Consider the following 21,249-nt stretch of genomic DNA (forward strand, 5'->3'; position numbering starts at 1 on the left):
AATTTATGATCCAAATCCATGAAACGGGCATTCCATAATCGTCCGTCTCGTGACGAACGAAAATGAGCGGAGGAGGCTCATCGGAGCGGGATGGCGAAAGATGCGGGCGATCGTCGCCTGAATGCTGCTCCAGACATGTGAGGCAGACCGTACCGAGGTGCGGTGCTAAGGAGGAACCTTTTGAAAAAACTTGATCTCATCACGATCGGGCGCTCGTCTGTCGATCTGTACGGTTCGCAGGTCGGCGGCCGTCTGGAGGACATGGCCTCCTTTGCCAAATATATCGGCGGCTCTCCCACCAATATCGCAGCCGGCGCTGCACGCCTCGGGCTCAACAGCGCCGTCATCACCCGTGTCGGCGATGAGCATATGGGCCGCTTTATCCGCGAACAGCTGGTGCGCGAAGGCGTCGATGTGCGCGGTGTGAAGACGGACCCGGAGCGGCTGACCGCGCTGGTGCTGCTCGGCATTCGCGACCAGAACCAGTTCCCGCTGATCTTCTATCGCGAAAACTGCGCCGACATGGCGCTCAGCGAAGACGATATCGATCCCGCCTTCATTGCCGAGGCAGGCTGCGTCTGCGCCACCGGCACGCATCTGTCGCATCCGAAGACGGAAGCGGCCGTGCTGAAGGCGCTGAAACTCGCCCGCGAAAATGGCGCAAAGACCGCGCTCGATATCGATTACCGCCCCAATCTCTGGGGTGTGGCCGGCCACGGCGATGGCGAGAGCCGTTTCGTCGAATCGCAGAAGGTCACCGCCAAGCTGCAATCCACCCTGCACCTCTTCGACCTGATCGTCGGCACGGAAGAGGAATTCCACATTGCCGGCGGCTCCACCGATACGCTGACCGCGCTGAACGCCGTGCGCAAGGTCTCGAATGCGACGCTGGTATGCAAGCGCGGCCCGATGGGTGCTTCGGTTTTCGCCGGCGACATTCCTGCCAGCCTCGACGATGGCGAGACGGGCGAGGGTTTCCCGATCGAGGTCTTCAATGTTCTAGGGGCCGGCGATGGCTTCATGGCCGGGCTGTTTCGCGGCTGGCTGCGCGGCGAAGACTGGCCGACGACGCTGAAATATGCCAATGCCTGCGGCGCCTTCGCCGTCTCCCGCCATGGCTGCACGCCCGCCTATCCAAGCTGGGAGGAGCTGCAATATTTCTTCAAGGCCGGCATTCGCAACAAGGCGCTGCGCAAGGACGAGGCGCTGGAGCAGGTGCACTGGTCGACCAACCGCAAGGGCGACTGGGACACGATGCGCGTCTTCGCCTTCGACCACCGCATGCAGCTGGAAGCCATCGCCGACGAGCTTGGCGTCAAGCACGAGCAGATCGGCGCTTTCAAGAAACTCTGCCTTCAGGCCGCACAGCAGGTTGCCGGCGACAAGCCGGGTTACGGCATTCTCTGCGACGGTCGTCTCGGCCGTGACGCCCTGTTTGCCGCCAGCGGCTCGGGCCTCTGGATCGGCCGCCCGGTGGAATGGCCGGGTTCGCGCCCGCTGACGCTGGAACCCGATCTCGGCAAGGATTTCGGCGGTCTCTCCGAATGGCCGCTTGAAAATGTCGTCAAGGTTCTGTGTTTTTATCATCCCGACGATGCGGATGAGATGCGCGCCACGCAGGAAGAGACGGTCATGCGTCTGTTCCAGGCGACACGCCGCAACCGGCTGGAAATGCTGCTGGAGGTCATTCCCTCCAAGGTCGGCCCGACCGACGATTTGACCGCCGCCCGCATCATCGAGCGCTTTTACGAGATCGGGGTCTATCCCGACTGGTGGAAGCTGGAGCCGATGAAGACCCGCGCGGCCTGGAAGAATGCCTGCGACGCGGTGCATCGCAACGATCCTTACGTGCGAGGCATCGTCGTTCTCGGTCTCGACGCACCGCAAAGCGAGTTGGAAGAGAGCTTCCGCCTTGCCGCCGGTTTCGATCTGGTCAAAGGTTTCGCCGTTGGCCGCACGATTTTCGCGGATGCCGCCCGCAGCTGGCTCGGTGGCAAGATGACCGATGAGGAAGCGGTCAGGGATATGGCGCAGCGCTATACCAGCCTGTGCCGCATTTGGGATGAGGCGCGCGCCAAAAAGGGAGAGGCAGCGTGAAGACAATCAGATTGACGGCTGCGCAGGCCATGGTTCGTTACCTGGCAGCGCAGATGAATGAACATGGCGAAACCTATATCGCCGGCATGTGGGCCATTTTCGGCCATGGCAATGTCGCCGGCATCGGCGAAGCGCTTTATGGTATCCGCGACGAACTGCCGACCTATCGCGGCCAGAACGAGCAATCCATGGCCCATGCGGCCATCGCCTATGCCAAGCAACTGCGCCGCCGCCGCGCCATGGCGGTCACCTCCTCCATCGGCCCCGGTGCCGCCAATATGGTAACGGCGGCCGCCCTTGCCCATGTCAACCGCCTGCCGGTGCTGTTGATCCCCGGCGACGTCTTCGCCAATCGCGGCCCCGATCCGGTCTTGCAGCAGCTCGAAGATTTCGGCGATGGCACGATGACGGTGAATGACTGCTTCCGCCCCGTCAGCCGTTATTTCGACCGCATCATGCGGCCGGAACAATTGCTCACCGCACTTCCCCGCGCCATGCGCACCATGACGGACCCGGCCGATTGCGGCCCCGTCACGCTCGCCTTCTGCCAGGACGTGCAGGCGGAAGCCTATGATTACCCCGAGAGCTTCTTCGAAAAGCGCGTCTGGCGCCAGCGCCGTCCCGAGCCGGATGTGGTGGAATTCGAAGAGGCCGTCGCTGCGCTCAAGGCGGCGAAGAGCCCGATTATCGTTGCCGGCGGCGGCGTGCATTTTGCCGGCGCAACCGAAACCCTGAAGCGCTTTGCCGAAACCCATTCCATTCCCGTCGTCGAAACGCAGGCCGGTAAATCGGCCCTCGCCTGGGATCATGATCTGAATTTCGGTCCCGTCGGCGTTACCGGTGCGGAAAGCGCCAATATCATCAGCGAAAAGGCCGATCTGGTCTTCGGTGTCGGCACCCGTTTTCAGGATTTCACCACCGGCTCCTGGGCCCTGTTCAAGAACCCGAACCGCAAAATCCTGGCGCTTAACGTTCAGCCCTATGACAGCGCCAAGCACGATGCGATCAGCCTGACGGCTGATGCGAAGATCGGACTAGAGAAACTCTCCGCAGCGCTTGGCAGCCACCGTTTTGTGGCGCCGGATGCCGGTCTCAAGGCTGCATGGTTTAAAAAGGCCGATGCCGATACGGCAGCGCCGGGCGAGGACAACGCCAACAGCCTGCCCACCGACATGCAGGTCATCGGCGCGGTGCAGCGCCAGTCGCGTGACAATACCGTCGTCATGTGCGCCGCAGGCACCATGCCGGGCGAGCTTCACCAGCTGTGGAAATCCAAGCTGCCGCTCTCCTATCACATGGAATACGGCTTCTCCTGCATGGGTTATGAAGTGGCCGGCGGCCTCGGCATCAAGATGGCGGAACCGGACCGGGACGTGATCGTCATGGTCGGCGACGGCTCCTACATGATGATGAATTCCGAGCTTGCGACATCGGTTGCCATGGGCGTGAAGATCACGCTCGTCATCACCGACAATCGCGGTTACGGCTGCATCAACCGGCTGCAGATGGAAACCGGCGGCGCGGAGTTCAACAATCTCTACGCCCATACCAACGTCAACCCGATCGCCATCGATTTCGTGGCCCATGCCGGCTCGATGGGGGCGGATGCGCGCAAGGTTTCCACCATAACCGAACTGGAAGAGGCGCTGGCCGCCGCCCGCGCATCCAGCCGCACCACCGTCATCGTCATCGATACCGACCCCTATCCGACGCCGCAGGCCGGCGGTCACTGGTGGGATGTCGCGGTGCCTGAAGTTTCCGACCGCGCTGAAATCGGCCCGGCCCGCGTCCGTTATGAAAACCATGTCAAGGAAAGACAGTAAGATGATCCGTTACGGAACCAACCCGATTGCCTGGTCCAACGACGACGACCGCACGCTGGGCGCGCATATCAGCCTCGAACAATGCCTCGATGAAACCGCCAAGATCGGTTTCGACGGCATCGAGAAGGGCCACAAGTTCCCGACCGAGCCGGAGGGCCTGAAGGGCGTGCTTTCGCCGCGCGGCCTCTCCTTCGTCTCCGGCTGGCATTCGCTGAACCTTCTGACCGACGACATCGAATCCGAAAAGAAGGCGATGCAGCCGGCGCTCGATCTCCTGAAGGCCATGGGCTCGAAGGTCATCATCGTCTGCGAGACCTCCAACGCCATCCATGGCGATGACAACAAGGCGCTGGTCGACCGTCCGCGCCTTGCGGCCGAGGACTGGGCGAAATTCGGCGCGGGCGTCGAGGCGCTGGCCGCCTTTGCCGCCGAACAGGGTATCACCCTCGTTTATCACCACCACATGGGAACGGTGGTCGAGAGCGAAGAGGAAATCGATCTCCTGATGAAGCATACCGGCCCGAAGACGCATCTGCTGCTCGATACCGGCCATTGCCTGTTCGGCGGCGGTGATCCCGTGCGCGTCGCGCAAAAATACATGGGTCGCGTCGGCCATATCCATGCCAAGAACGTGCGCCCTGCCATTGCCGATCAGGTTCGGGGTGAGCGGCTCTCCTTCCTCGAAGGCGTGCGCCGCGGCGTGTTCACCGTTCCCGGCGACAGCGAAGGCGGCGTGAACTTCCCGCCGGTGCTGAAGGTCGCGGCCGAGCATGGTTACAGCGGCTGGCTGGTGATCGAGGCCGAACAGGACCCTGACGTCCGCAACCCGTTCGAATATCAGAGCCTCGGGCTGAAATCGCTGAAGGCTTTTGCGCGCGAAGCAGGGCTGGACAAGGCTCAGGCTGCTTGAGCTGAACCGACAGCGGGCGGCACACCCCGCCCGTCATACCGGCCTTGAGCCGGTATCCAGCCAGCCCAAGTCCTTGGGCTGAAAAGAGTTGTCCCCGCCGCGCGGACGCGCGTCGGCTGGACCCCGGCTCAAAGCCGGGGTGACGAGACGGCAAGAACCGACGAACGACTGACCAAAAAGGAACACCACCATGACCTCACTTCTGCGCAAGCCGGTCGCGACCAGCGGCAAGGTGCACGATATCACGCCCCAAAGCGCGGATTGGGGTTATGTCGGTTTCGGCCTTTACCGCCTGAAGCCGGGCGAGAAGGCGGCGGAAAACACCGGCGATACGGAAGTCATCCTCGTACTGGTCGAAGGCAAGGCGACGATTTCCGCAGGCGGTAAGGACTTCGGTGAACTCGGCGACCGCATGAATGTGTTCGAGCGCAAGCCGCCGCATTGCGTCTACGTGCCCGCAGGTTCCGAATGGTCGCTGACCGCCACGACCGACTGCACCGTCGGCGTCTGCACCGCACCCGGCGAAAAAGGCAGCCGCGAGGCGCAGCAGATCGGTCCCAATGGCGTGCAGCTGACCGAGCGTGGCAAGGGCGCCAATACGCGTTACATCTTCCCCATCGCCATGGAAGAGCGCGATGTGGCCGACAGCCTGCTGGTAACGGAAGTCTTCACGCCATCCGGCAACTGGTCGTCCTATCCGCCGCACCGGCATGATGAGGATAATTACCCCGATATGACCTATCTGGAGGAGACCTATTATCATCGCCTCAACCCGGCGCAGGGTTTCGGCTTCCAGCGCGTCTTCACCGAAGACGGTTCGCTGGACGAAACCATGGCGGTGTCGGACGGCGATGTCGTGCTGGTGCCCAAGGGCCACCACCCCTGCGGCGCGCCCTATGGTTATGAGATGTATTATCTGAACGTGATGGCCGGGCCGATGCGCAAATGGCGCTTCAAGAACCACCCGGATCACGACTGGATTTTTAAGCGGGATAATCCGTAATTCACTCACCTATCCTCATTCCTGTGCTTGTCACAGGAATCCAGCTGGCGCGCGTCTGCGCGACGGGGAGAGCCTTCCCAGCCCAAGGACTTGGGCTGGCTGGATCCCTGTGACAAGCACAGGGATGAGGGAGGAGAACCTTTGTTTCGCCTGCCACATTTCAATAAACGCTCAATACATTGATTTCATTCTAAAACTCTCGGGAGGAGAATACTATGGCCGCTCTTGGCGTGGGCCTTATCGGCACCGGTTACATGGGCAAATGCCACGCGCTGGCGTGGAACAATGTCACCAGCGTTTTCGGCGATGTGGACCGCCCCCGCCTCGTGACGCTCGCGGAAGTCAATCCCGAGCTTGCCGCGAAGAAAGCCTCCGAGTTCGGTTTTCCCCGCTCGACCGGCAACTGGCGCGACCTGCTTTCCGACCCCGAGATCGACGTCATCTCGGTCACCACACCAAATGCCTTCCACCCGGAAATGGCGATTGCCGCCCTTGAGGCCGGCAAGCATGTCTGGTGTGAAAAGCCGATGGCGCCCGCCTTTACTGACGCGGTGAAGATGCGCGATGCCGCCCGCCGTTCCGGCAAGGCCGCGGCGATGGGCTACAACTACATCCAGAACCCTGTCATCCGCCATATCCGCCGCCTGATCGACGAAGGCGCCATCGGCAGGGTCTATCATGTCCGCGCCGAAATGGACGAGGACTTCATGGCCGACGCCACCCAGCCCTTCTACTGGAAGAGCGAAGCCTCCTCCGGTTACGGCGCGCTGGATGATTTTGCCGTGCACCCGCTGTCGCTGCTCTTCGCCCTTTTCGGTCATGCCGAAAGCGCCATCACCGACATGGTGAAGCCTTACGAAACCCGCCCGCTTGCCGGCGGTGGCGACCGCGCCGTCGAGACGCATGATCTTGCCAGCGTGCTTTTGAAGCTCGAAGGCGGCATTTCCGCCGTGCTCATCGCCAACCGCTCCGCCTGGGGCCGCAAGGGCCGCATCGCCATCCAGATCTACGGCTCCACCGGCTCGATCCTGTTCGATCAGGAGCGGATGAACGAGTTCCAGCTTTACACCACGGATGGACGCCCGGAGGAGCAGGGTTTCAGAACAATCCTCACCGCGCCGCACCACAAGCCCTATGACCGCTTCATCCCCGCCCCCGGCCACGGCCTCGGCTTCAACGATCTGAAGGTTATCGAATGCCGGGAACTGATCGTGGCTATCGAGGGGAAAAAGGCCCATATCATCGATTTCGAGGAAGGGCTGAAGATCGAGCGCAGCATTCACGCCATGGCCCGGTCGTTTGCCGAAGGGCGCTGGGTGGGAAGCGCGGAGATTGCGGAATAGAACGCCCACAAAGGGCGAAAACGTCTCCTCCGTCATGCCGGACTTGATCCGGCATCTAGCCACGGCGCGTCTGCGCCGTGAGAGGACTCTTCCGCGATCAAGGACTTGATCGCGCTGGACCCCGGATCTAGTCCGGGGTGACGGGCGTGTGGCGGTAAATGATTACCCCTTGACCGGCGTTTCCGGCACCGGCGTCAGCACCTTGCCGTCCCTGAACCAGCCGAGAATATTGTCAGCCACCAGATCGGCCATGGCGTTGCGCGTCGGGATCGAGGCGGAGGCGACATGCGGCAGCAGGGAGACATTCGGCAGCGACAGGAAGGCTTCCGGCACCTTCGGCTCAGCATAGAACACATCGAGACCGGCAGCCCCCACAGCACCGCTCTTAAGCGCCTGCAAAAGCGCATCCTCATCGACGCTGGAACCGCGCCCGACATTGATGAACACGCCCTGAGCCCCAAGCGCCGTCAGAATTTCAGTATTGATCGCCTTATGTGTTTCCGGCGTGCCGGGCACGATGCAGATCAATATATCGACCGCTTCCGCCATCTCCTTCAACGAGCCGTAATAGGTGTAAGGGAGGCCATCCCGCTTGCTGCGGGTATGGTATCCGATTTCCACCTTGAAAGGCTCCAGCCGCTTGGCGATTTCCTGCCCGATGCGGCCCATGCCGAAGAGACCAACCTTGCGGCCGCGCAGCGAAAACGGCGACAGCGCGAACGGACCTTCGCCAACCCATTTGCCATCGCGCAACCAGGTCTCGGCCTGATAGAGCCGGCGCACGGTGTTGATCAAAAGCGCAATCGTCGTATCGGCCACCTCGTCGTTCAGCACATCAGGCGTATTCGTCACCACGATGTTGCGTGTGGCGGCATGTCTGGCGTCGACGCCGTCATAACCCACACCGAAATTGGCGATGATCTCGAGCTTCGGCAGCGCATCGATCCATTTGGCGTTGACGACGCCGGAAACGGCAATGGCATTGACGCGCTCGGCCGCACCATCAGGCAGAACCGGCTCGGCGCCGGCAGGCACGGCCACGATCTCGACCTTGCCTTCGAGGCGTTCGAGAACGCGCGGGTTTATCTTGCCGGGAACGAGAACGACGGCCTTTTTGTCAGACATGAGCGGATATTCCTCCTGATAACATTCCGATAGCCGGAGCAGGTTTCAGGCGAACCTTTCGCCATCCCACTCCTCTGGGCGGCGATCCTTTCAAACAAAGACGGCCGTGAAAAGGGCAATAAGGGGATGCTATGGGGGCAGACGGAAGTTTCATGCCGATTTTTTTGCGACACATGCACGTCCGTCATGCCGACCTGATCCGCCGGTATTCGGTATAAATCTCTAGAGAGGTTGCGCCTGAACGGAGGTCAAGCGCGAAGGATATGGTTTCTCGCGACGTCATCCTTGGGCTTGTCCCAAGGATCTAATCACGTCGACAAAATCAAGACGTTGCAGATCCTCGGGACAAGCCCGAGGATGACGTCGGCGCAGGTGGCGGGACCATCTTCCTAAAAAAGAGTCCTTTCCCGCCGCGCGGACGCACCTCGGCTGGCTTTCGGGTCAAAGCGTGAATGACGGGGAGGTGCGACGCCAAGACCGCTCCTGCGCATCAGGTCAGGCTCACACCCGCGGCCGCACCGGCCCTGTCGATTGCCGGATGCGCATTTCCGGCTTGATGAGGTGAATGCCGTCAGGCTCGTGGCTGCCCGCCAGCCGGTCCAGCAGCGCGCGGGCCGCTAAGCGCCCCACCTCGGCCTGACCGTTGGAAACGGTGGTCAGCGCCGGCGTGGCAATCGCCGCCTCTTCCAGATCGTCGTAGCCGGTGACCGAAATATCGACGCCCGGCACCAGACCGGCGCGGGAAATGCCGTTCATGAGACCGATCGCAACGAGATCGTTCCAGCAGACGGCGGCAGTCGGCTTCTGCGGCAGCGAGAGGAAATGCACTGCCGCCTCGAAACCGCCCTGCTTGGAGCGCGGGCCCGGAATGCGCAGGTTCGGATCGACCTCGATGCCGGCCTTGCGCAGCGCATTGACATAACCCTGATAACGGTCGCGTCCAGTCGAGGTCTGGTCGGTGCCGCCAACCATGGCGATGGTGCGGTGGCCGAGGCTGATCAGGTGGTTGGTGGCAAGCGAAATGCCATAGCTGTCGTCGCCGCGATAGGTCGGCATGTCGACGCCATCCATGGAGCGCGCCACCAGAATGGCGGGCATACCGTTTTCCTCGGCCAGCGTCATGTCCTCGATCGGCGTGCCGATGGCCGGCGACATGATGATGCCGTCCGAGCCGAGCTGCAGCAGCGTTTCGATGAAGGTGCGCTGTTTTTCCACCGAATCGTAGTGGTTGGAAAGAATGAAGGTCTGGCGGCTGCGGTCCAGCTCGCTTTCGATGGCTTTCAGAATTTCCCCGTAAAACGGGTTCATCACATCGTGGAATACCACGCCGACAATGCCGGAACGCGAGGTGCGCAGGCTGGCGGCGCGGCGGTTATAGATATAACCCAGCGCCCGCGCCTGTTCCTTGATCTTGTCCCGCGTATCGGCAGCGACCAGCGGGCTGTCGCGCAATGCAAGGGAAATGGTGGCGGTCGAAAGACCGAGGCTTTCGGCAATCGTGGACAGTTTGACCTTTTGGGCCACGGCATTCCTCCCCAAACGCGTGTCAATGACGGATGGCTCCGTTTAAATTGCAATTAAACAATTTAAACAAAATCCGCAACCCGTTTAAGGAATACCCACAAAACAGATGGTTCTTTTAAAAATTTCAGCAAAAATTATTGGAGATTGGCGTCTATCGCCTTCAAGAGTTTAACGATGTTGCGCACATCCTTGGCGGAAAGCCCCTCGACGGCTCTTGCGCCGCAATTGGCGATGGAAACATTGATGTGTTCGACGCTTTTCAAACCCGCTTCCGTCAGCTTCACCAGCGTCACGCGGCCATCCTCGTCGTCGCCGCTGCGTTCCACGAAGCCCTGGGCTTCCATGCGGCCGATGGTGCGCGTCATGGTCGGCGCCTTGACGCCGAGTTTCTGGGCGATCTGCCCCGGCGTCAGGCTGCCTTCCTGCGCCAGCGCCAGAATAACGCCGTCTTGGCCCGCATAAAGCCCGCTTTCGGCAAGGCTGTGGCTCAGCGCCGTGCGCATGGAACGGGCCGCCTGGGTGATGGATTGCGCCAGTTCCTCGGGGTTGAAATTCTCATCCCGTTTTTTGGCGTCCTTTACCTTCTTGCCGCCCTTTTCCTTCTTGGCGCTTTTGTCCTTATGCCCGGTTTTGTCCTTGCTCATATGCGAGTGCCTTTTACCCTGTGGCGGAACCGATATATGTTGCTGGAAATCCTTAACGAATGCACGCGCGGACTGCCATATGCCAAACTCATACACGCATTATCACGACGAAAACGTAACAGACCCGCATCTTCGCGCAACAGGTGCAATTTCCGTGCTGCCTCTCGGCGCGCATGAACAGCATGGGCCGCACCTGCCGTTCGAGACCGATACGCTGATCGCCGAAGGCATCGCCGCCCGTCTCGCCGCCGCCCTGCCTGCCCACCTGCCCGTCTCCTTCCTGCCGGTGGAACCGGTCGGCTATTCCATCGAGCACATGACTGTGCCGGGCACAAAGACCTTGCGTTACGATGAAGCCATCGAGCGCTGGCTCGGCATCGCCGAGGCGGAATATAAAAATGGCGCGCGCAAATTCGTGATGCTGAACGCCCACGGCGGCAATTCACCGCTGATGACCATCGTCGCCACCGAGGCCCGCGCCCGTTTCGGCATGCTGGCGGTCGCCACAAGCTGGACCCGTTTCGGCGTGCCGGCGGATATCGTGAAGCCCGAGGACAAGGCGATCGACATCCATGGCGGCGATATCGAAACATCGGTCATGCTGGCGCTTCATCCTGAACGGGTGGCGATGCAGAAGGCCGCAAACTTTCCCTCCCGCCAGAGCGATTTCGCCAGCCGCTTCAAACATCTGCGCGCCTATGGTCCACACGCCTTCGGCTGGCTGATGAGCGATCTGAACCCCGATGGCGTTGCCGGAAACGCCGCCGCTGCCACCGCGCAAAAGGGCGAAAGGCTGATTTCCCACGCCGTAAAAGGCCTTGTCGAACTGCTTGAAGATATCCACGCTTTTGACATAACGTTATTTCATAACAAAATTTGAGTGCCATGGCCGAATTCGGCCAAAATCTCTTTGAACTGCCAGGACGTCGCGCCTATATGGACGACGACACATCTTCCTGAGGCCAACAGGCCTCTCTCCACGCGGGGTTTTCCATGACCGAAACAGCTATAGCCAAGCCCATTCCAGTCACCGTCCTGACGGGATATCTCGGCGCCGGCAAAACGACGCTTCTCAACCGCATTCTCTCCGAGAACCACGGCAAGAAATACGCTGTCATCGTCAATGAATTCGGCGAGATCGGCATCGACAACGATCTGATCGTCGAGTCCGATGAAGAAATCTATGAGATGAACAATGGCTGCGTGTGCTGCACGGTGCGCGGCGACCTGATCCGCGTCGTGGAAGGCCTGATGCGCCGCCCCGGCCGTTTCGACGGCATCATCGTCGAGACGACAGGCCTTGCCGATCCCGTTCCCGTCGCCCAGACCTTCTTCATGGATGACGACGTGCGCGCCAAGACCGAGCTTGACGCCGTCGTTGCCCTCGTTGACGCCAAGCACCTGCCGCTGCGCCTGAAGGACAGCCGCGAGGCCGAAGACCAGATCGCCTTTGCCGATGTCGTCGTCGTCAACAAGACCGATCTCGTTTCGCCGGAGGAAGTCGCCCGCATCGAGGATATCGTGCGCGCCATCAATCCTTCCGCCCGCATCTACAAGACCACCCGGTCCGGCGTCGATCTCGCCCGGGTTCTCGATCAGGGCGCCTTCAATCTGGAGCGCGCGCTCGAAAACGATCCGCATTTCCTCGAGCACGGCCATGACGACCACGTCTGCGGCCCCGATTGCGACCATCACCACCACGATCACGGGCACCATCACCACGATCACGACCATGGGCATGACCATGGCCACGATCATCACCACCATGGCGCGGTTTCGCCGATCCATGACGTGACGGTGCAGTCGGTCTCGCTGCGTGGCGGCGAGATGAACCCCGAACGGTTCTTCCCATGGATCCAGAAGGTCACACAGACCGACGGCCCGAACATTCTGCGCCTCAAGGGCATCATCGCCTTCAAGGGCGATGCGGAACGTTACGTGGTGCAGGGCGTGCACATGATCATCGAGGGCGACCACCAGCGCCCATGGAAGGAAGACGAAAAACGCGAAAGCCGCCTCGTCTTCATCGGCCGCGAACTGGACCGCGAAAAGCTGGAAAAGAGCTTCAACGCCTGCCTCGCCACGGCCTGATCGCTCTCCCTCTTTCACCCCGGCCCTGAGCCGGGGTGTCACCGTTTCCTTCCCTCATCTCTGTGCTTGTCACAGAGATCCAGCCAGCCCAAGTCCTTGGGCTGAAGGAACTTTTCTCGCCGCGCAGACGCGCGTCGGCTGGATTCCTGTGACAAGCACAGGAATGAGGTTGAAGGGATGTAAAGCGGTTCCGCTTTTGCCGGAAATGCTCTAGAACCATGCCAGCGAGCGGGAGCAACGCCCCCGCCAATCCGACACAGATACGAAAGACCGATGCCCCATGCCGACTGTTGCCCCGCTTGATATCGAAGGCCACGTGGTCTCGACCCATTTTCTCGGCGACATTCCCCTGTTTGCCACCGCCGCCGGCACCATTCACCGGCTGGATGGCGGCGAGAAGGTGACTGAGGCGCATGACGGACTTCTGACCTGCGTGCGCGACCCCTATAGCGCCACCCTGCTTTCCGGCGGCGAGGACGGGCGCGTGCTGCGCATCGGCCATGACGGCAGCATCGGCGAAATCGCCAATGTGCCGCGCAAATGGGTGGGCGTCGTTGCCGGCGGGCCGCAGAAGGCTGTCGCTTATGGCGTCGGCAAGTCCAGTTTCGTCCGGCTGTCGGACGGCACGGTCAAGGAATTCAAAGAAGAGCGCACGGTGGAGGCCATCGCCTTCGCGCCCAAGGGCCTGCGCATTGCCGTTGCCCGTTATAACGGTGTGACGCTGCACTGGGTGGCAACATCAGGCGATCCCGTCGATCTGGAATGGAAGGGTGCGCATACCGGCGTCACCTTCTCGCCCGATGGCAAGTTCCTCGTCACCACCATGCAGGAAAATGCCCTGCACGGCTGGAAGATGGAAGCCACCAAGGGCGGCATGGAAGCCCGCCACATGCGCATGACGGGTTATCCCGCCAAGGTCAAATCCGTCTCCTGGTCGGCAAAGGGCAAATGGCTCGCCTCTTCCGGCGCGCCGGCCGCCATCGTCTGGCCGTTTGCCGGCAAGGACGGCCCGATGGGCAAGGCCCCGGAAGAACTCGGCAGCCGCGCCAACATCATGGTCACCAATGTCACCTTCCACCCCGTGGAAGATGTGCTCGCCATCGGCTTCATCGATGGCATGATCCTCGGCGTGCGCCTTGCCGACGGCAAGGAGGCCCTGCTGCGCCGCCCCGGCAAGGGCGCCATCACCGGCATGGACTGGAGCGCCACCGGCAAGCTGCTTGCCTTTGCTTCGGAAGCGGGGGATTGCGGGATTATCGATATTTCGGCTTGAGGGATGGTCGCGGGCGTAACAGGCCGCTCCACACTCCCCTCGTTCCTGTGATGAGGGGGTCGAGCTGCAAGGGCAGATGAAACTCTCCGCACTTCCGCCGGAACGTCCTACTCCCCCACCTGCCGTCGCGTCAGAAACAGGAGCAGCAAGGCCGCGCCCGCGCCAACCGAAGCGAGCCGGATCGAGACGCCGAAACTCGCATATTGCGATACGAACCCCATCAGCGGCACCGCAAAAAGCGCGGCGAGGAAGATGGAGTTCATGTAGAGCGCCGTCGCCCGGGCCGTGCGGCCGCGTGCAAAGCCCTGCACGAAGGTAAGGCAAGTGCCGGCGCAAAGGCCGTAATAGGCGCCTTCCAGCGCCGCACCCGCGATCATGGCCGGCAATGTGGTGACCGAAGCGATGACGTTGAAAGCGACGATGGCCATTACCGCCGAAACGCCCAGAAGCAGGCGGGCGCTGAAGCGGCGCATCATCCGCGGCGCAAGCAGGATGAACAGAACCTCCATGGCGCATTTGACGCTGAGCGACAGGCCCGGCACGTAATCCGGCAGGCCGACCTCCCGCACCAGAAACACCGGCAGGGCCGAGGCGCAGAGAGCGTGGGCAAAAGACATGCAGAAGCTGGCGGCCGCCGCCAGAATCAGCGGCAGGTTGCGCCGTGTATCGTCGTCACCCGCCGGTCGCCGCTCCATCGGGCTGGTCTGGTCGCGCGGTACGACCGCAAGGGCAAGCCCGCCCCAGATGACCGCCATCAGCATGGCATTCACGAACACGGCCTTCGCGCCGGCGAGATCGAAGATCAGATAGGCGGCGGCGGGAAGCAGCATCCATGCCACCGACACCATCGTCCGCAGGAAGGCATTATAGGCGGCCGTATCCAGCGCCTTCACCCGGCCATGATACCGGCCGTAACTGAAAATGAGCGTGCTGGCGGCATTGGAAAGCCCCATGCCGGTCGCCGTTATCGCCACCAGCAACGCCAGATGCCCGAAACTCGCCGCAGCCGCCGCGACAAAAGCGCCGCACACGGAAAGCATCAACAACGGCCTCACCCGCACCCCGGCATCGACACGCTCGCCATAAACACGGCTGGCGACAATCGAAGCCAGCGCCGCCGTCACGCTGTAAAAACCGACGGTCGCCGGCGGATGGCCGAGCACCTGGATGATGTAAAAACCGATAAACGGCACAACAGCCGCATTGGTGCTGCCGGCAATAAAAACCAGCAGAGCGATCAAATAGGCCTGACGATCGAAAGCGCCCGGCAAAGTGCTTTTCTGTAGCATGGGAATCGACTGAAGGCTGGGAGGCGAGACGGGATGACGGCGACCACCATCACACCAAAACGGCCTGCTGTTCAAGCCTGCCTGAAAAGCCGGATGCGGTTTCATTGCCGGTTAAGGGTGAAGCCGCTTCTTTTATGCCGGGCCTGGCTGCCGCCCTGGGGCTGGACGTAAGCTCTCAACCGTAAGCCCGTATCACTCAATTAGAAGCACCTGCCCGGCGATGTTCTTGCCGCCGGGCAGGTTATGGATTGATATATGTCGGACTGTGGCCCCCGATACGGCCGCCGTAAAGATGGGCGACCCTCTCCGGAAACGAAAATCCGCAAATCAGAACTTTACGCCAAGACCGACGCTGACGACATGTTCGCTGAGCTTTCCATCGGCGGAAATGCCCCGGACAGTGTAGGTTTCCTTGCCGAAATCGTTGTAACGATATTCGAGACGGCCGAATACGTTGTCGGTAAAGGCGTAATCGATGCCGGCACCAATCGTCCAGCCATTCAGCATCTTGCTGGTATTGCCGAAGGGCGTCTTGATCTCGCTGTCCGTCGCGGTGTAACCACCGGCGGTGTAGATCAGGGCGCGGTCGACGGCATAGCCGGCACGCAGGCGCGCGGAGCCGTTCAGGCCCGAGGAAACCTTGCTGAGGTTAATCGTCTTTTTGCCCCAGGCATAACCGAGATCACCCTCGACACCGAGAATGACGGACGGCGCGACTTCGGCATTGTAACCGGCAAAGCCCGCAAAGCGAGCGCCATCGAAACTATGCTTGTCGGTCTCACCGTCTTCAGTCGTTTTCAACCGGTTCCAGCCATAGCCGCCCGAAACACCGGCGTAAAAACCGTCCCAGGAGAAAGCAGGCGCGGCATCGTTGACGACTGGTGCTGCCGGAACGTCGCTGACGGCATCGGCAGCAATGGCTGCGCCGGAAAGAACGCCGAGCGCGGCGAGCGCGAGAAATGATTGTTTCAACATGAAATAGCTCCTTCAAAACTTCCTTACCCGCCGAAATGCGAGCCGCGAACATACCCGCCACCGAAATCACAATCACAATCACAAATGGCGAGTCGGGGGCACGTGTTAATTGAAACATCCAAAAGTTAAAAGCAAGTAACAACAACAGCAAAATTGAGAGTATTTTAAAACATAAATCACATTTATACTTTATAATCCTATTTATTACATAGATAAAAATTAGAATACACAAATATAAATACGCCGGCGCACGCCCCTTTCCGAAGCGGTCACGGATCGGCGGAAATAAGGCACTGATGGATCATCCAGAATAAAAAAAGAGGGCCGCGAGGCCCTCTTCCAGTCATGCGATGCGCCGTTTGTTCTTGCCGGAAACGCCATGCGTCAAACACACGCAACTCGAGGATCATTGCCGGCTTATGCGCTGCGCGCATCGTCTGCGTCGAAAATCCCTGATGATTTTCGAGCTGTTGCGTTGGAGCGGGATGGAGAAAAGCCCGATGGTTTCGCCATCCCGTTCCACGTTTCAGTTAGTGCCGGCGCTTTTTGCCGCCGTCATTCTTGTTGTCGATGACATCGACGGACGTCTTGTTGCCGTTCAGCACACCGTTCAGGATGCCGGTCTTGTTGCCGTTCAGAATCCCGTTATTGGACAGGATGCCGCTGACACCGAGATCGATGCTGGGCGAGACGACGACAAGGGCGCCGCCCTTGTTGCTGTTGCCGGACAGGATGCCTCCCAGAAGACCGCCCGCATTGGCCTGACCAACGGAAGCGACAGTAAGAATAGCGGCTACACAAGCGAACTTTGCAATCATTTCTCTCTCCTCTTTTGTTTGATCACGCCATCTGGCGTAACTGAACTGTATATTTAGAGGATTCTAATTCAAGCAAAGGCTAATATTACAATAAACGATTAACACTAATACTTGCGATTTTAATAAAATTTTACATATCGCATCTTCGCGTTTCCGCCCCTTGTTCAAACAATGTCGGCCAGCACCTGCCCCGCAACAGTAAAGCGGCGCGGGAAACTTTATTAACCATCCAAATATAAGATATTGCTTAATTAGAGACCGGAGATGCGAATGCGGGTGGGGGGATATATCGCGCTTGTTCTCGGGCTTGCCTGCGCCTGCGGCGCGCGGGCGGGGGAAAAGGCCGATGAGCACAATGTCACCTATAAATCCGGCGTTGCTTATGACAGCAATTATTTCGCCGACACCAACCGGCTGAGCGCGATTTCGCTGCGCGCCGGCTTCGGGCTCAATGGCAAGATCGCGCTGGAAGGGGCGGAGCTGCGTTATTCGCTCGAGCAGGAAGAGGTTCGCCTGCCCCGTTATCGTTTCGCCAATGAACATAACACCATCGCGGCACTGGGGCTGACGAAACGATTTTCCGAAAAGCTGGAATGGGCCCTTGAGCTGCGCGGCAGCCGCAGCGATGCCGGCGATATCTTCCTGCACTTGCCGGAAGAAGACATTGGTTACCGGCAGCTGGATCACAAGCTGGAGGCGTCTTCCCAGCTCGGCATCCTCGCCCTTGGCGGCAAGAATACGCTGACGGCAAGCCTCGCCAGCCTGATGAAAGGCAAGGCGCGGTTCCGCCCGGCCTATTTCCTGCCCACCCGACTGGAAGCGAACGAGGCGCTTTTATCGCTGAAGGCCGAACATGCACGATCACTCGGCGGCGGCGAGGCAGGGCTGACGCTTGCTTACGACCGTATCGCCGTGCCGGAGGGGCAGCAGGAAAAATATGAACGTTTTCCGGCCAATACGCTGCGAGGTTCTCTGGCCTATGGTTACAGGTTCTCCGACCGTTTCGCGGTTCTGGCCGAAGCGGGCTTCACCTCCATTTCCGGCGATGAGATCAGCGACAAGGTAAAGCGCACCCGCCCCTATCTGCGGGCCGAGGCCGAGGTGAAGGCCACCGAGCGCATCGCCTTCGGCGCGGGCTTTTCGCAGGACTATGCGCTTTTCGACCCGGATGACCCGATTGCCGAATTCCATCGCCGCTTTCAATTCGTCATGAAAAGCAGGCTCACCGAAAAGGTGGGGCTCGATCTTGCGCTGCACCGGGTCCACAAGGACTGGATCTATTATAATTACGATACCAGCGAGCGCCGGCTGGTCGCGACACTCTCCTTCGATACCGGCAAGAACAGCAAGCTGGAGGTGGAGTTCAACCGCCTGCTGCATGGCGAGCGCGATACCGATCTTGCCTACAGCGGCTCCAGCATCACCTCGCGTTTCAGCGGCACCTTCTGAAATTTAGTGTCGGCCCGCGCGAAGGATCAGCCGCATCAGGTCGAAATTCGGTCCCAATTTCTGCTAGAGTCGGGCCTTCCAGATTCGAAGGCAGGACAGACCGGATAATGAACAAACGTTTTTTGCTCCTCGCGGCCGGCCTTGCCTGCGTTCCCGTCGCCGCGGCGGCCCATCCGCATATCTTTGCCGAAGCCCGCATGGAAATCGTCGAGGGGCCGAACGGCACCGTTCAGGAAGTGCGCAACATCTGGCGTTTCGACGAGATGTTCTCGGCAAGCGTGGTGATGGATTACGACAAAAACAGCGATCTGAAGCTCGACAAGGACGAGCTGGCCGAGATCGGCAATACCGTCCTGGAATCGCTCGCCGAATATTCCTACTACACCTTCATCACCGCCAATGGAAAACCGGTGGAATTTGGGAAGCCCGAGGCCATTCACGTGGACTATAAGGATCAGCAGATCCTGATGTTCTTCTCCGTGAAGCCGACAAAGCCTCTGGCCGTCAAGGGCAAGCTCAGCTTCGGCGCCTGGGATCCGACCATGTATACGGCAATCGATTTCGCCAAGGACGGCGATATCGCCACGCAGGGTAAGGATCTGAATGCCTGCAAGCACCACGTGGTGCGCCCCGATCCCGACGAGGTGATCTCGCAGAACCAGGGCACGCTCACCGACGCCTTCTTCAACGATCCGACCGGCACCGACATGACCAAGCTCTTCGCCACCCGGCTGGAGGTCTCATGCTGAGCCGCAGGGCCGGCCTCTTCGCCGTCGCCATCGGCCTCATTGCCGTGGCCGGTGCGGCCCATGCGCAGTCGCCGCTCGGCATCGGCTCGGCCGAACCTTCCTTTTCCGTCGGCGGCCCCTTCGCGCCACTGATGCAATGGATCAACGTGCACCAGCAGATGTTCTATCGTGCGCTGACCGGCGCGTTGAAGGCCATGCGCGAGGATGGCTGGGCGCTCAGCTCGCTGATCGGCCTCTCCTTTGCTTATGGCGTTTTCCATGCCGCCGGTCCCGGCCACGGCAAGGCCGTCATTTCGTCCTACATGATTGCCAATGAAACCCAGCTGAAACGCGGCATTCTCATTTCCTTCGTCTCGGCGCTCATTCAGGGTGCGGTCGCCATCGGCCTCGTCGGCGCAGCCTGGCTCGTGCTGCGCGGCACCTCCATCACTATGACGAAGGCGACGCAGGCGATGGAAATCGCCAGCTTCGCCATGGTCGCGCTGTTCGGCGCGTGGCTGCTGGTGCGAAAACTCTGGTCGCTGCGCGTCCGGCGGGAACCCGTTCCCGTCTTTGCCACGGCAGGCGAGGCATCGGTGGCCCGAACCAGCGGCATGGGCACGGGGCTGCGGTTCCAGGGCAAGCCGGTCTTTGCAGATCACGACCATGACGGCACCGGCGATCTCTGCACCGCCTGCGGAAAGTCCCACGCGCCCGATCCCATGCTGCTGAAGGGCAAGAACTTCAGCCTGCACGAGGCATGGTCCGCCATCATCGCGGTTGGGCTCAGGCCCTGCTCTGGCGCAATCATCGTCATGAGCTTCGCGCTTCTGAACGGGCTTTATCTCGGTGGCGTGCTCTCCGTCCTCGCCATGTCGCTCGGCACGGCGATAACGGTATCGCTGCTCGCCATCATGGCCGTCTCGGCAAAAGGCCTCGCCGTGCGTTTCGCCGGCCCCGGCAGCCGCAGGGCGGCCGGCATCAGCCATGCGATAGAGATCGCCGGTGCGTTGTTCGTGCTCATCATGGGGCTGTTGCTGCTCGGCGCGTCGCTTAAGCTTTAACCGTCACGACGGCGCTGGTAGCGGGCGCGCAGCCAGAACAGCAGGAAGAAACACAGAACCGCCACCGTGCCGAAGGCAGCGGCGAGCCAGGGCGAATAATCGCCCAGCCACAGCATGATCTTCGGCATGACGAAGAAGACCAGCCCGAAACCGACAATGATGAGGGCGGCGGCGATGGCCGGAGACCAATCCTTCTTGCCGGGGCTCGGCTTTTCAGGCGCCGGGTTTTCAGGCGCCGAGTGTTCAGGCAATGGCATCGGCAAACTCCGCACGGATATCCTCAAGCTTGCGCTTCTGCGCGCCGTCGGCCGCAAAATTCTCCGGCGCAAGCCAGGCTTCGAAGGCCTTGCCGATCAGCGGCCATTCGCCGTCGATCATGGAAAACCACGCCGTATCGCGGTTCTGGCCCTTCGAGATCATATGCTGGCGGAAGACGCCCTCGAAGGTGAAGCCATAACGCTTCGCCGTGATCTTGGAGGGCTCGTTTTCATTGTGGCATTTCCACTCGTAACGGCGATACCCCAGATCCTCGAAAACATGTTTCGCCATCAGGTAATGCGCCTCGGTGGAAAGAGGCGAGCGCTTCATTTTCGCGCCATGGGCGACGGAGCCCACCTCGACCACGCCATTGGCGGGATCGGGCCGCATATAGCTCGCCATGCCGACGAGATCGCCGGTGGCGTTTTCAACGAAGATCAGCGTGACCCAGTTGAGCTTCTGCCCCGCGCCGATGAGCCAGTCGCCGAAAGCGTCGGCATCGGGAAAGGCGCTTTGCGGGAAATATTTGAGCAGCGCATTCACGCCCTCACCGCCAAGTGCGGCCCAGAGCCTTGCAAGATGTTTTTCGCGATCGAACGGCTCAGCCGTCACGTAACGGCCCTTCAACACCACCGGCTGCGGCGGCGGACATCCCTTGAAATCACTCAGATCGCGCATTCTCTTCCCCATTTGCTGGGAGAAGGATTAGGGCAAGCGGGGCGGGATGACAACAGTGCATATGGGGTGGGATGCGGTGACCCTGGTGGGTGTGGCTCACCCCCCTCTGCCCTGCCGGGCATCTCCCCCACAAGGGGGGAGATCGACCTGTGGCGAC

At 60.6% G+C, this 21,249-nt stretch carries 19 protein-coding genes; 11 read left to right on the forward strand and 8 right to left on the reverse strand.

Annotated features, from left to right (window positions below; translation table 11 throughout):
* Positions 1–180: 180 nt before the first annotated feature.
* From I3J13_RS23465 to I3J13_RS23485, 5 genes are all read left to right on the forward strand, one after another.
* The gene (locus I3J13_RS23465; protein WP_196380417.1) at positions 181–2,097 is read left to right on the forward strand and encodes a bifunctional 5-dehydro-2-deoxygluconokinase/5-dehydro-2-deoxyphosphogluconate aldolase; all 1,917 of its coding nucleotides are present in this window, start codon (positions 181–183) and stop codon (positions 2,095–2,097) included.
* A complete protein-coding gene (gene iolD, locus I3J13_RS23470) occupies positions 2,094–3,920 on the forward strand; it encodes a 3D-(3,5/4)-trihydroxycyclohexane-1,2-dione acylhydrolase (decyclizing) (protein WP_196380418.1) in 1,827 nt (608 codons plus the stop codon). The genes I3J13_RS23465 and iolD overlap by 4 nt, the downstream gene beginning before the upstream one ends.
* A gap of 1 nt (position 3,921) precedes the next feature.
* Positions 3,922–4,830 (forward strand): myo-inosose-2 dehydratase, encoded by a 909-nt coding sequence (gene iolE / locus I3J13_RS23475; protein ID WP_065116994.1) that lies wholly within the window; start codon positions 3,922–3,924, stop codon positions 4,828–4,830.
* Positions 4,831–5,020: 190 nt separating this feature from the next.
* Positions 5,021–5,833: a 5-deoxy-glucuronate isomerase gene (gene iolB / locus I3J13_RS23480; protein WP_196380419.1), complete on the forward strand. Its 813-nt coding sequence runs from the start codon at positions 5,021–5,023 to the stop codon at positions 5,831–5,833.
* A 215-nt stretch (positions 5,834–6,048) separates the two neighbouring features.
* Entirely contained in the window at positions 6,049–7,176 is a 1,128-nt protein-coding gene (locus I3J13_RS23485; protein WP_196380420.1) for a Gfo/Idh/MocA family protein, read from the forward strand.
* A gap of 162 nt (positions 7,177–7,338) precedes the next feature.
* On the opposite strand, the gene I3J13_RS23490 is transcribed toward I3J13_RS23485, so the two are convergent.
* The 3 genes from I3J13_RS23490 to I3J13_RS23500 all read right to left on the reverse strand — a co-directional run bounded on the left by I3J13_RS23490 (position 7,339) and on the right by I3J13_RS23500 (position 10,469).
* The gene (locus tag I3J13_RS23490; protein WP_196380421.1) at positions 7,339–8,301 is read right to left on the reverse strand and encodes a 2-hydroxyacid dehydrogenase; all 963 of its coding nucleotides are present in this window, start codon (positions 8,299–8,301) and stop codon (positions 7,339–7,341) included.
* 501 nt (positions 8,302–8,802) lie between these two features.
* Complete coding sequence (locus I3J13_RS23495; protein WP_003505469.1) at positions 8,803–9,825, reverse strand: LacI family DNA-binding transcriptional regulator; 1,023 nt, start codon at positions 9,823–9,825, stop codon at positions 8,803–8,805.
* Positions 9,826–9,959: 134 nt separating this feature from the next.
* Entirely contained in the window at positions 9,960–10,469 is a 510-nt protein-coding gene (locus I3J13_RS23500; RefSeq protein WP_035263256.1) for a MarR family winged helix-turn-helix transcriptional regulator, read from the reverse strand.
* A 79-nt stretch (positions 10,470–10,548) separates the two neighbouring features.
* Here I3J13_RS23500 and I3J13_RS23505 point away from each other — a divergent pair, with 79 nt between their 5' ends.
* The 3 genes from I3J13_RS23505 (at position 10,549) to I3J13_RS23515 (ending at position 13,833) form a co-directional block, all read left to right on the forward strand.
* A complete protein-coding gene (locus I3J13_RS23505; RefSeq protein WP_196380422.1) occupies positions 10,549–11,349 on the forward strand; it encodes a creatininase family protein in 801 nt (266 codons plus the stop codon).
* A 113-nt stretch (positions 11,350–11,462) separates the two neighbouring features.
* Positions 11,463–12,560 (forward strand): CobW family GTP-binding protein, encoded by a 1,098-nt coding sequence (locus tag I3J13_RS23510; protein ID WP_196380423.1) that lies wholly within the window; start codon positions 11,463–11,465, stop codon positions 12,558–12,560.
* Between the two features lie 280 nt (positions 12,561–12,840).
* Entirely contained in the window at positions 12,841–13,833 is a 993-nt protein-coding gene (locus I3J13_RS23515) for a WD40 repeat domain-containing protein (RefSeq protein ID WP_196380424.1), read from the forward strand.
* 107 nt (positions 13,834–13,940) lie between these two features.
* On the opposite strand, the gene I3J13_RS23520 is transcribed toward I3J13_RS23515, so the two are convergent.
* From I3J13_RS23520 to I3J13_RS23530, 3 genes are all read right to left on the reverse strand, one after another.
* On the reverse strand, positions 13,941–15,122 hold the full coding sequence (locus tag I3J13_RS23520) for an MFS transporter (protein ID WP_196380425.1): 1,182 nt from the start codon (positions 15,120–15,122) through the stop codon (positions 13,941–13,943).
* A gap of 327 nt (positions 15,123–15,449) precedes the next feature.
* Positions 15,450–16,097 carry an outer membrane protein gene (locus I3J13_RS23525; protein ID WP_196380426.1) on the reverse strand — a complete coding sequence of 216 codons (648 nt, stop codon included), beginning with the start codon at positions 16,095–16,097 and terminating at the stop codon, positions 15,450–15,452.
* A gap of 530 nt (positions 16,098–16,627) precedes the next feature.
* Positions 16,628–16,915 (reverse strand): hypothetical protein, encoded by a 288-nt coding sequence (locus I3J13_RS23530; RefSeq protein ID WP_004433441.1) that lies wholly within the window; start codon positions 16,913–16,915, stop codon positions 16,628–16,630.
* A 270-nt stretch (positions 16,916–17,185) separates the two neighbouring features.
* Here I3J13_RS23530 and I3J13_RS23535 point away from each other — a divergent pair, with 270 nt between their 5' ends.
* The 3 genes from I3J13_RS23535 (at position 17,186) to I3J13_RS23545 (ending at position 20,156) form a co-directional block, all read left to right on the forward strand.
* A complete protein-coding gene (locus I3J13_RS23535) occupies positions 17,186–18,364 on the forward strand; it encodes a hypothetical protein (RefSeq protein WP_196380427.1) in 1,179 nt (392 codons plus the stop codon).
* A 107-nt stretch (positions 18,365–18,471) separates the two neighbouring features.
* On the forward strand, positions 18,472–19,113 hold the full coding sequence (locus I3J13_RS23540; protein WP_196380428.1) for a DUF1007 family protein: 642 nt from the start codon (positions 18,472–18,474) through the stop codon (positions 19,111–19,113).
* Positions 19,107–20,156 carry a nickel/cobalt transporter gene (locus I3J13_RS23545; protein WP_196380429.1) on the forward strand — a complete coding sequence of 350 codons (1,050 nt, stop codon included), beginning with the start codon at positions 19,107–19,109 and terminating at the stop codon, positions 20,154–20,156. The genes I3J13_RS23540 and I3J13_RS23545 overlap by 7 nt, the downstream gene beginning before the upstream one ends.
* On the opposite strand, the gene I3J13_RS23550 is transcribed toward I3J13_RS23545, so the two are convergent.
* Both I3J13_RS23550 and I3J13_RS23555 read right to left on the reverse strand, forming a co-directional pair.
* Positions 20,153–20,413: a hypothetical protein gene (locus I3J13_RS23550; RefSeq protein ID WP_196380430.1), complete on the reverse strand. Its 261-nt coding sequence runs from the start codon at positions 20,411–20,413 to the stop codon at positions 20,153–20,155. The genes I3J13_RS23545 and I3J13_RS23550 overlap by 4 nt on opposite strands.
* Positions 20,400–21,092 carry a GNAT family N-acetyltransferase gene (locus I3J13_RS23555; RefSeq protein WP_196380431.1) on the reverse strand — a complete coding sequence of 231 codons (693 nt, stop codon included), beginning with the start codon at positions 21,090–21,092 and terminating at the stop codon, positions 20,400–20,402. The genes I3J13_RS23550 and I3J13_RS23555 overlap by 14 nt, the downstream gene beginning before the upstream one ends.
* Positions 21,093–21,249 lie beyond the last annotated feature (157 nt).

The organism is Agrobacterium leguminum, from assembly GCF_015704895.1.
Classification (GTDB): Bacteria; Pseudomonadota; Alphaproteobacteria; order Rhizobiales; family Rhizobiaceae; genus Agrobacterium; species Agrobacterium leguminum.

Excerpts from the sequence above, each read along its gene's own strand:
- I3J13_RS23505 (WP_196380422.1), top strand. The coding sequence starts at position 10,549 with ATGCCAAACTCATACACGCATTATCACGACGAAAACGTAACAGACCCG.
- I3J13_RS23530 (WP_004433441.1), bottom strand. The coding sequence starts at position 16,915 with ATGATTGCAAAGTTCGCTTGTGTAGCCGCTATTCTTACTGTCGCTTCC.
- iolB (WP_196380419.1), top strand. The coding sequence starts at position 5,021 with ATGACCTCACTTCTGCGCAAGCCGGTCGCGACCAGCGGCAAGGTGCAC.
- I3J13_RS23550 (WP_196380430.1), bottom strand. The coding sequence starts at position 20,413 with ATGCCATTGCCTGAACACTCGGCGCCTGAAAACCCGGCGCCTGAAAAG.
- I3J13_RS23540 (WP_196380428.1), top strand. The coding sequence starts at position 18,472 with ATGAACAAACGTTTTTTGCTCCTCGCGGCCGGCCTTGCCTGCGTTCCC.
- I3J13_RS23515 (WP_196380424.1), top strand. The coding sequence starts at position 12,841 with ATGCCGACTGTTGCCCCGCTTGATATCGAAGGCCACGTGGTCTCGACC.
- I3J13_RS23535 (WP_196380427.1), top strand. The coding sequence starts at position 17,186 with ATGCGGGTGGGGGGATATATCGCGCTTGTTCTCGGGCTTGCCTGCGCC.
- I3J13_RS23545 (WP_196380429.1), top strand. The coding sequence starts at position 19,107 with ATGCTGAGCCGCAGGGCCGGCCTCTTCGCCGTCGCCATCGGCCTCATT.
- iolE (WP_065116994.1), top strand. The coding sequence starts at position 3,922 with ATGATCCGTTACGGAACCAACCCGATTGCCTGGTCCAACGACGACGAC.
- I3J13_RS23555 (WP_196380431.1), bottom strand. The coding sequence starts at position 21,092 with ATGCGCGATCTGAGTGATTTCAAGGGATGTCCGCCGCCGCAGCCGGTG.
- I3J13_RS23485 (WP_196380420.1), top strand. The coding sequence starts at position 6,049 with ATGGCCGCTCTTGGCGTGGGCCTTATCGGCACCGGTTACATGGGCAAA.
- I3J13_RS23525 (WP_196380426.1), bottom strand. The coding sequence starts at position 16,097 with ATGTTGAAACAATCATTTCTCGCGCTCGCCGCGCTCGGCGTTCTTTCC.
- I3J13_RS23490 (WP_196380421.1), bottom strand. The coding sequence starts at position 8,301 with ATGTCTGACAAAAAGGCCGTCGTTCTCGTTCCCGGCAAGATAAACCCG.
- I3J13_RS23520 (WP_196380425.1), bottom strand. The coding sequence starts at position 15,122 with ATGCTACAGAAAAGCACTTTGCCGGGCGCTTTCGATCGTCAGGCCTAT.
- I3J13_RS23500 (WP_035263256.1), bottom strand. The coding sequence starts at position 10,469 with ATGAGCAAGGACAAAACCGGGCATAAGGACAAAAGCGCCAAGAAGGAA.
- I3J13_RS23510 (WP_196380423.1), top strand. The coding sequence starts at position 11,463 with ATGACCGAAACAGCTATAGCCAAGCCCATTCCAGTCACCGTCCTGACG.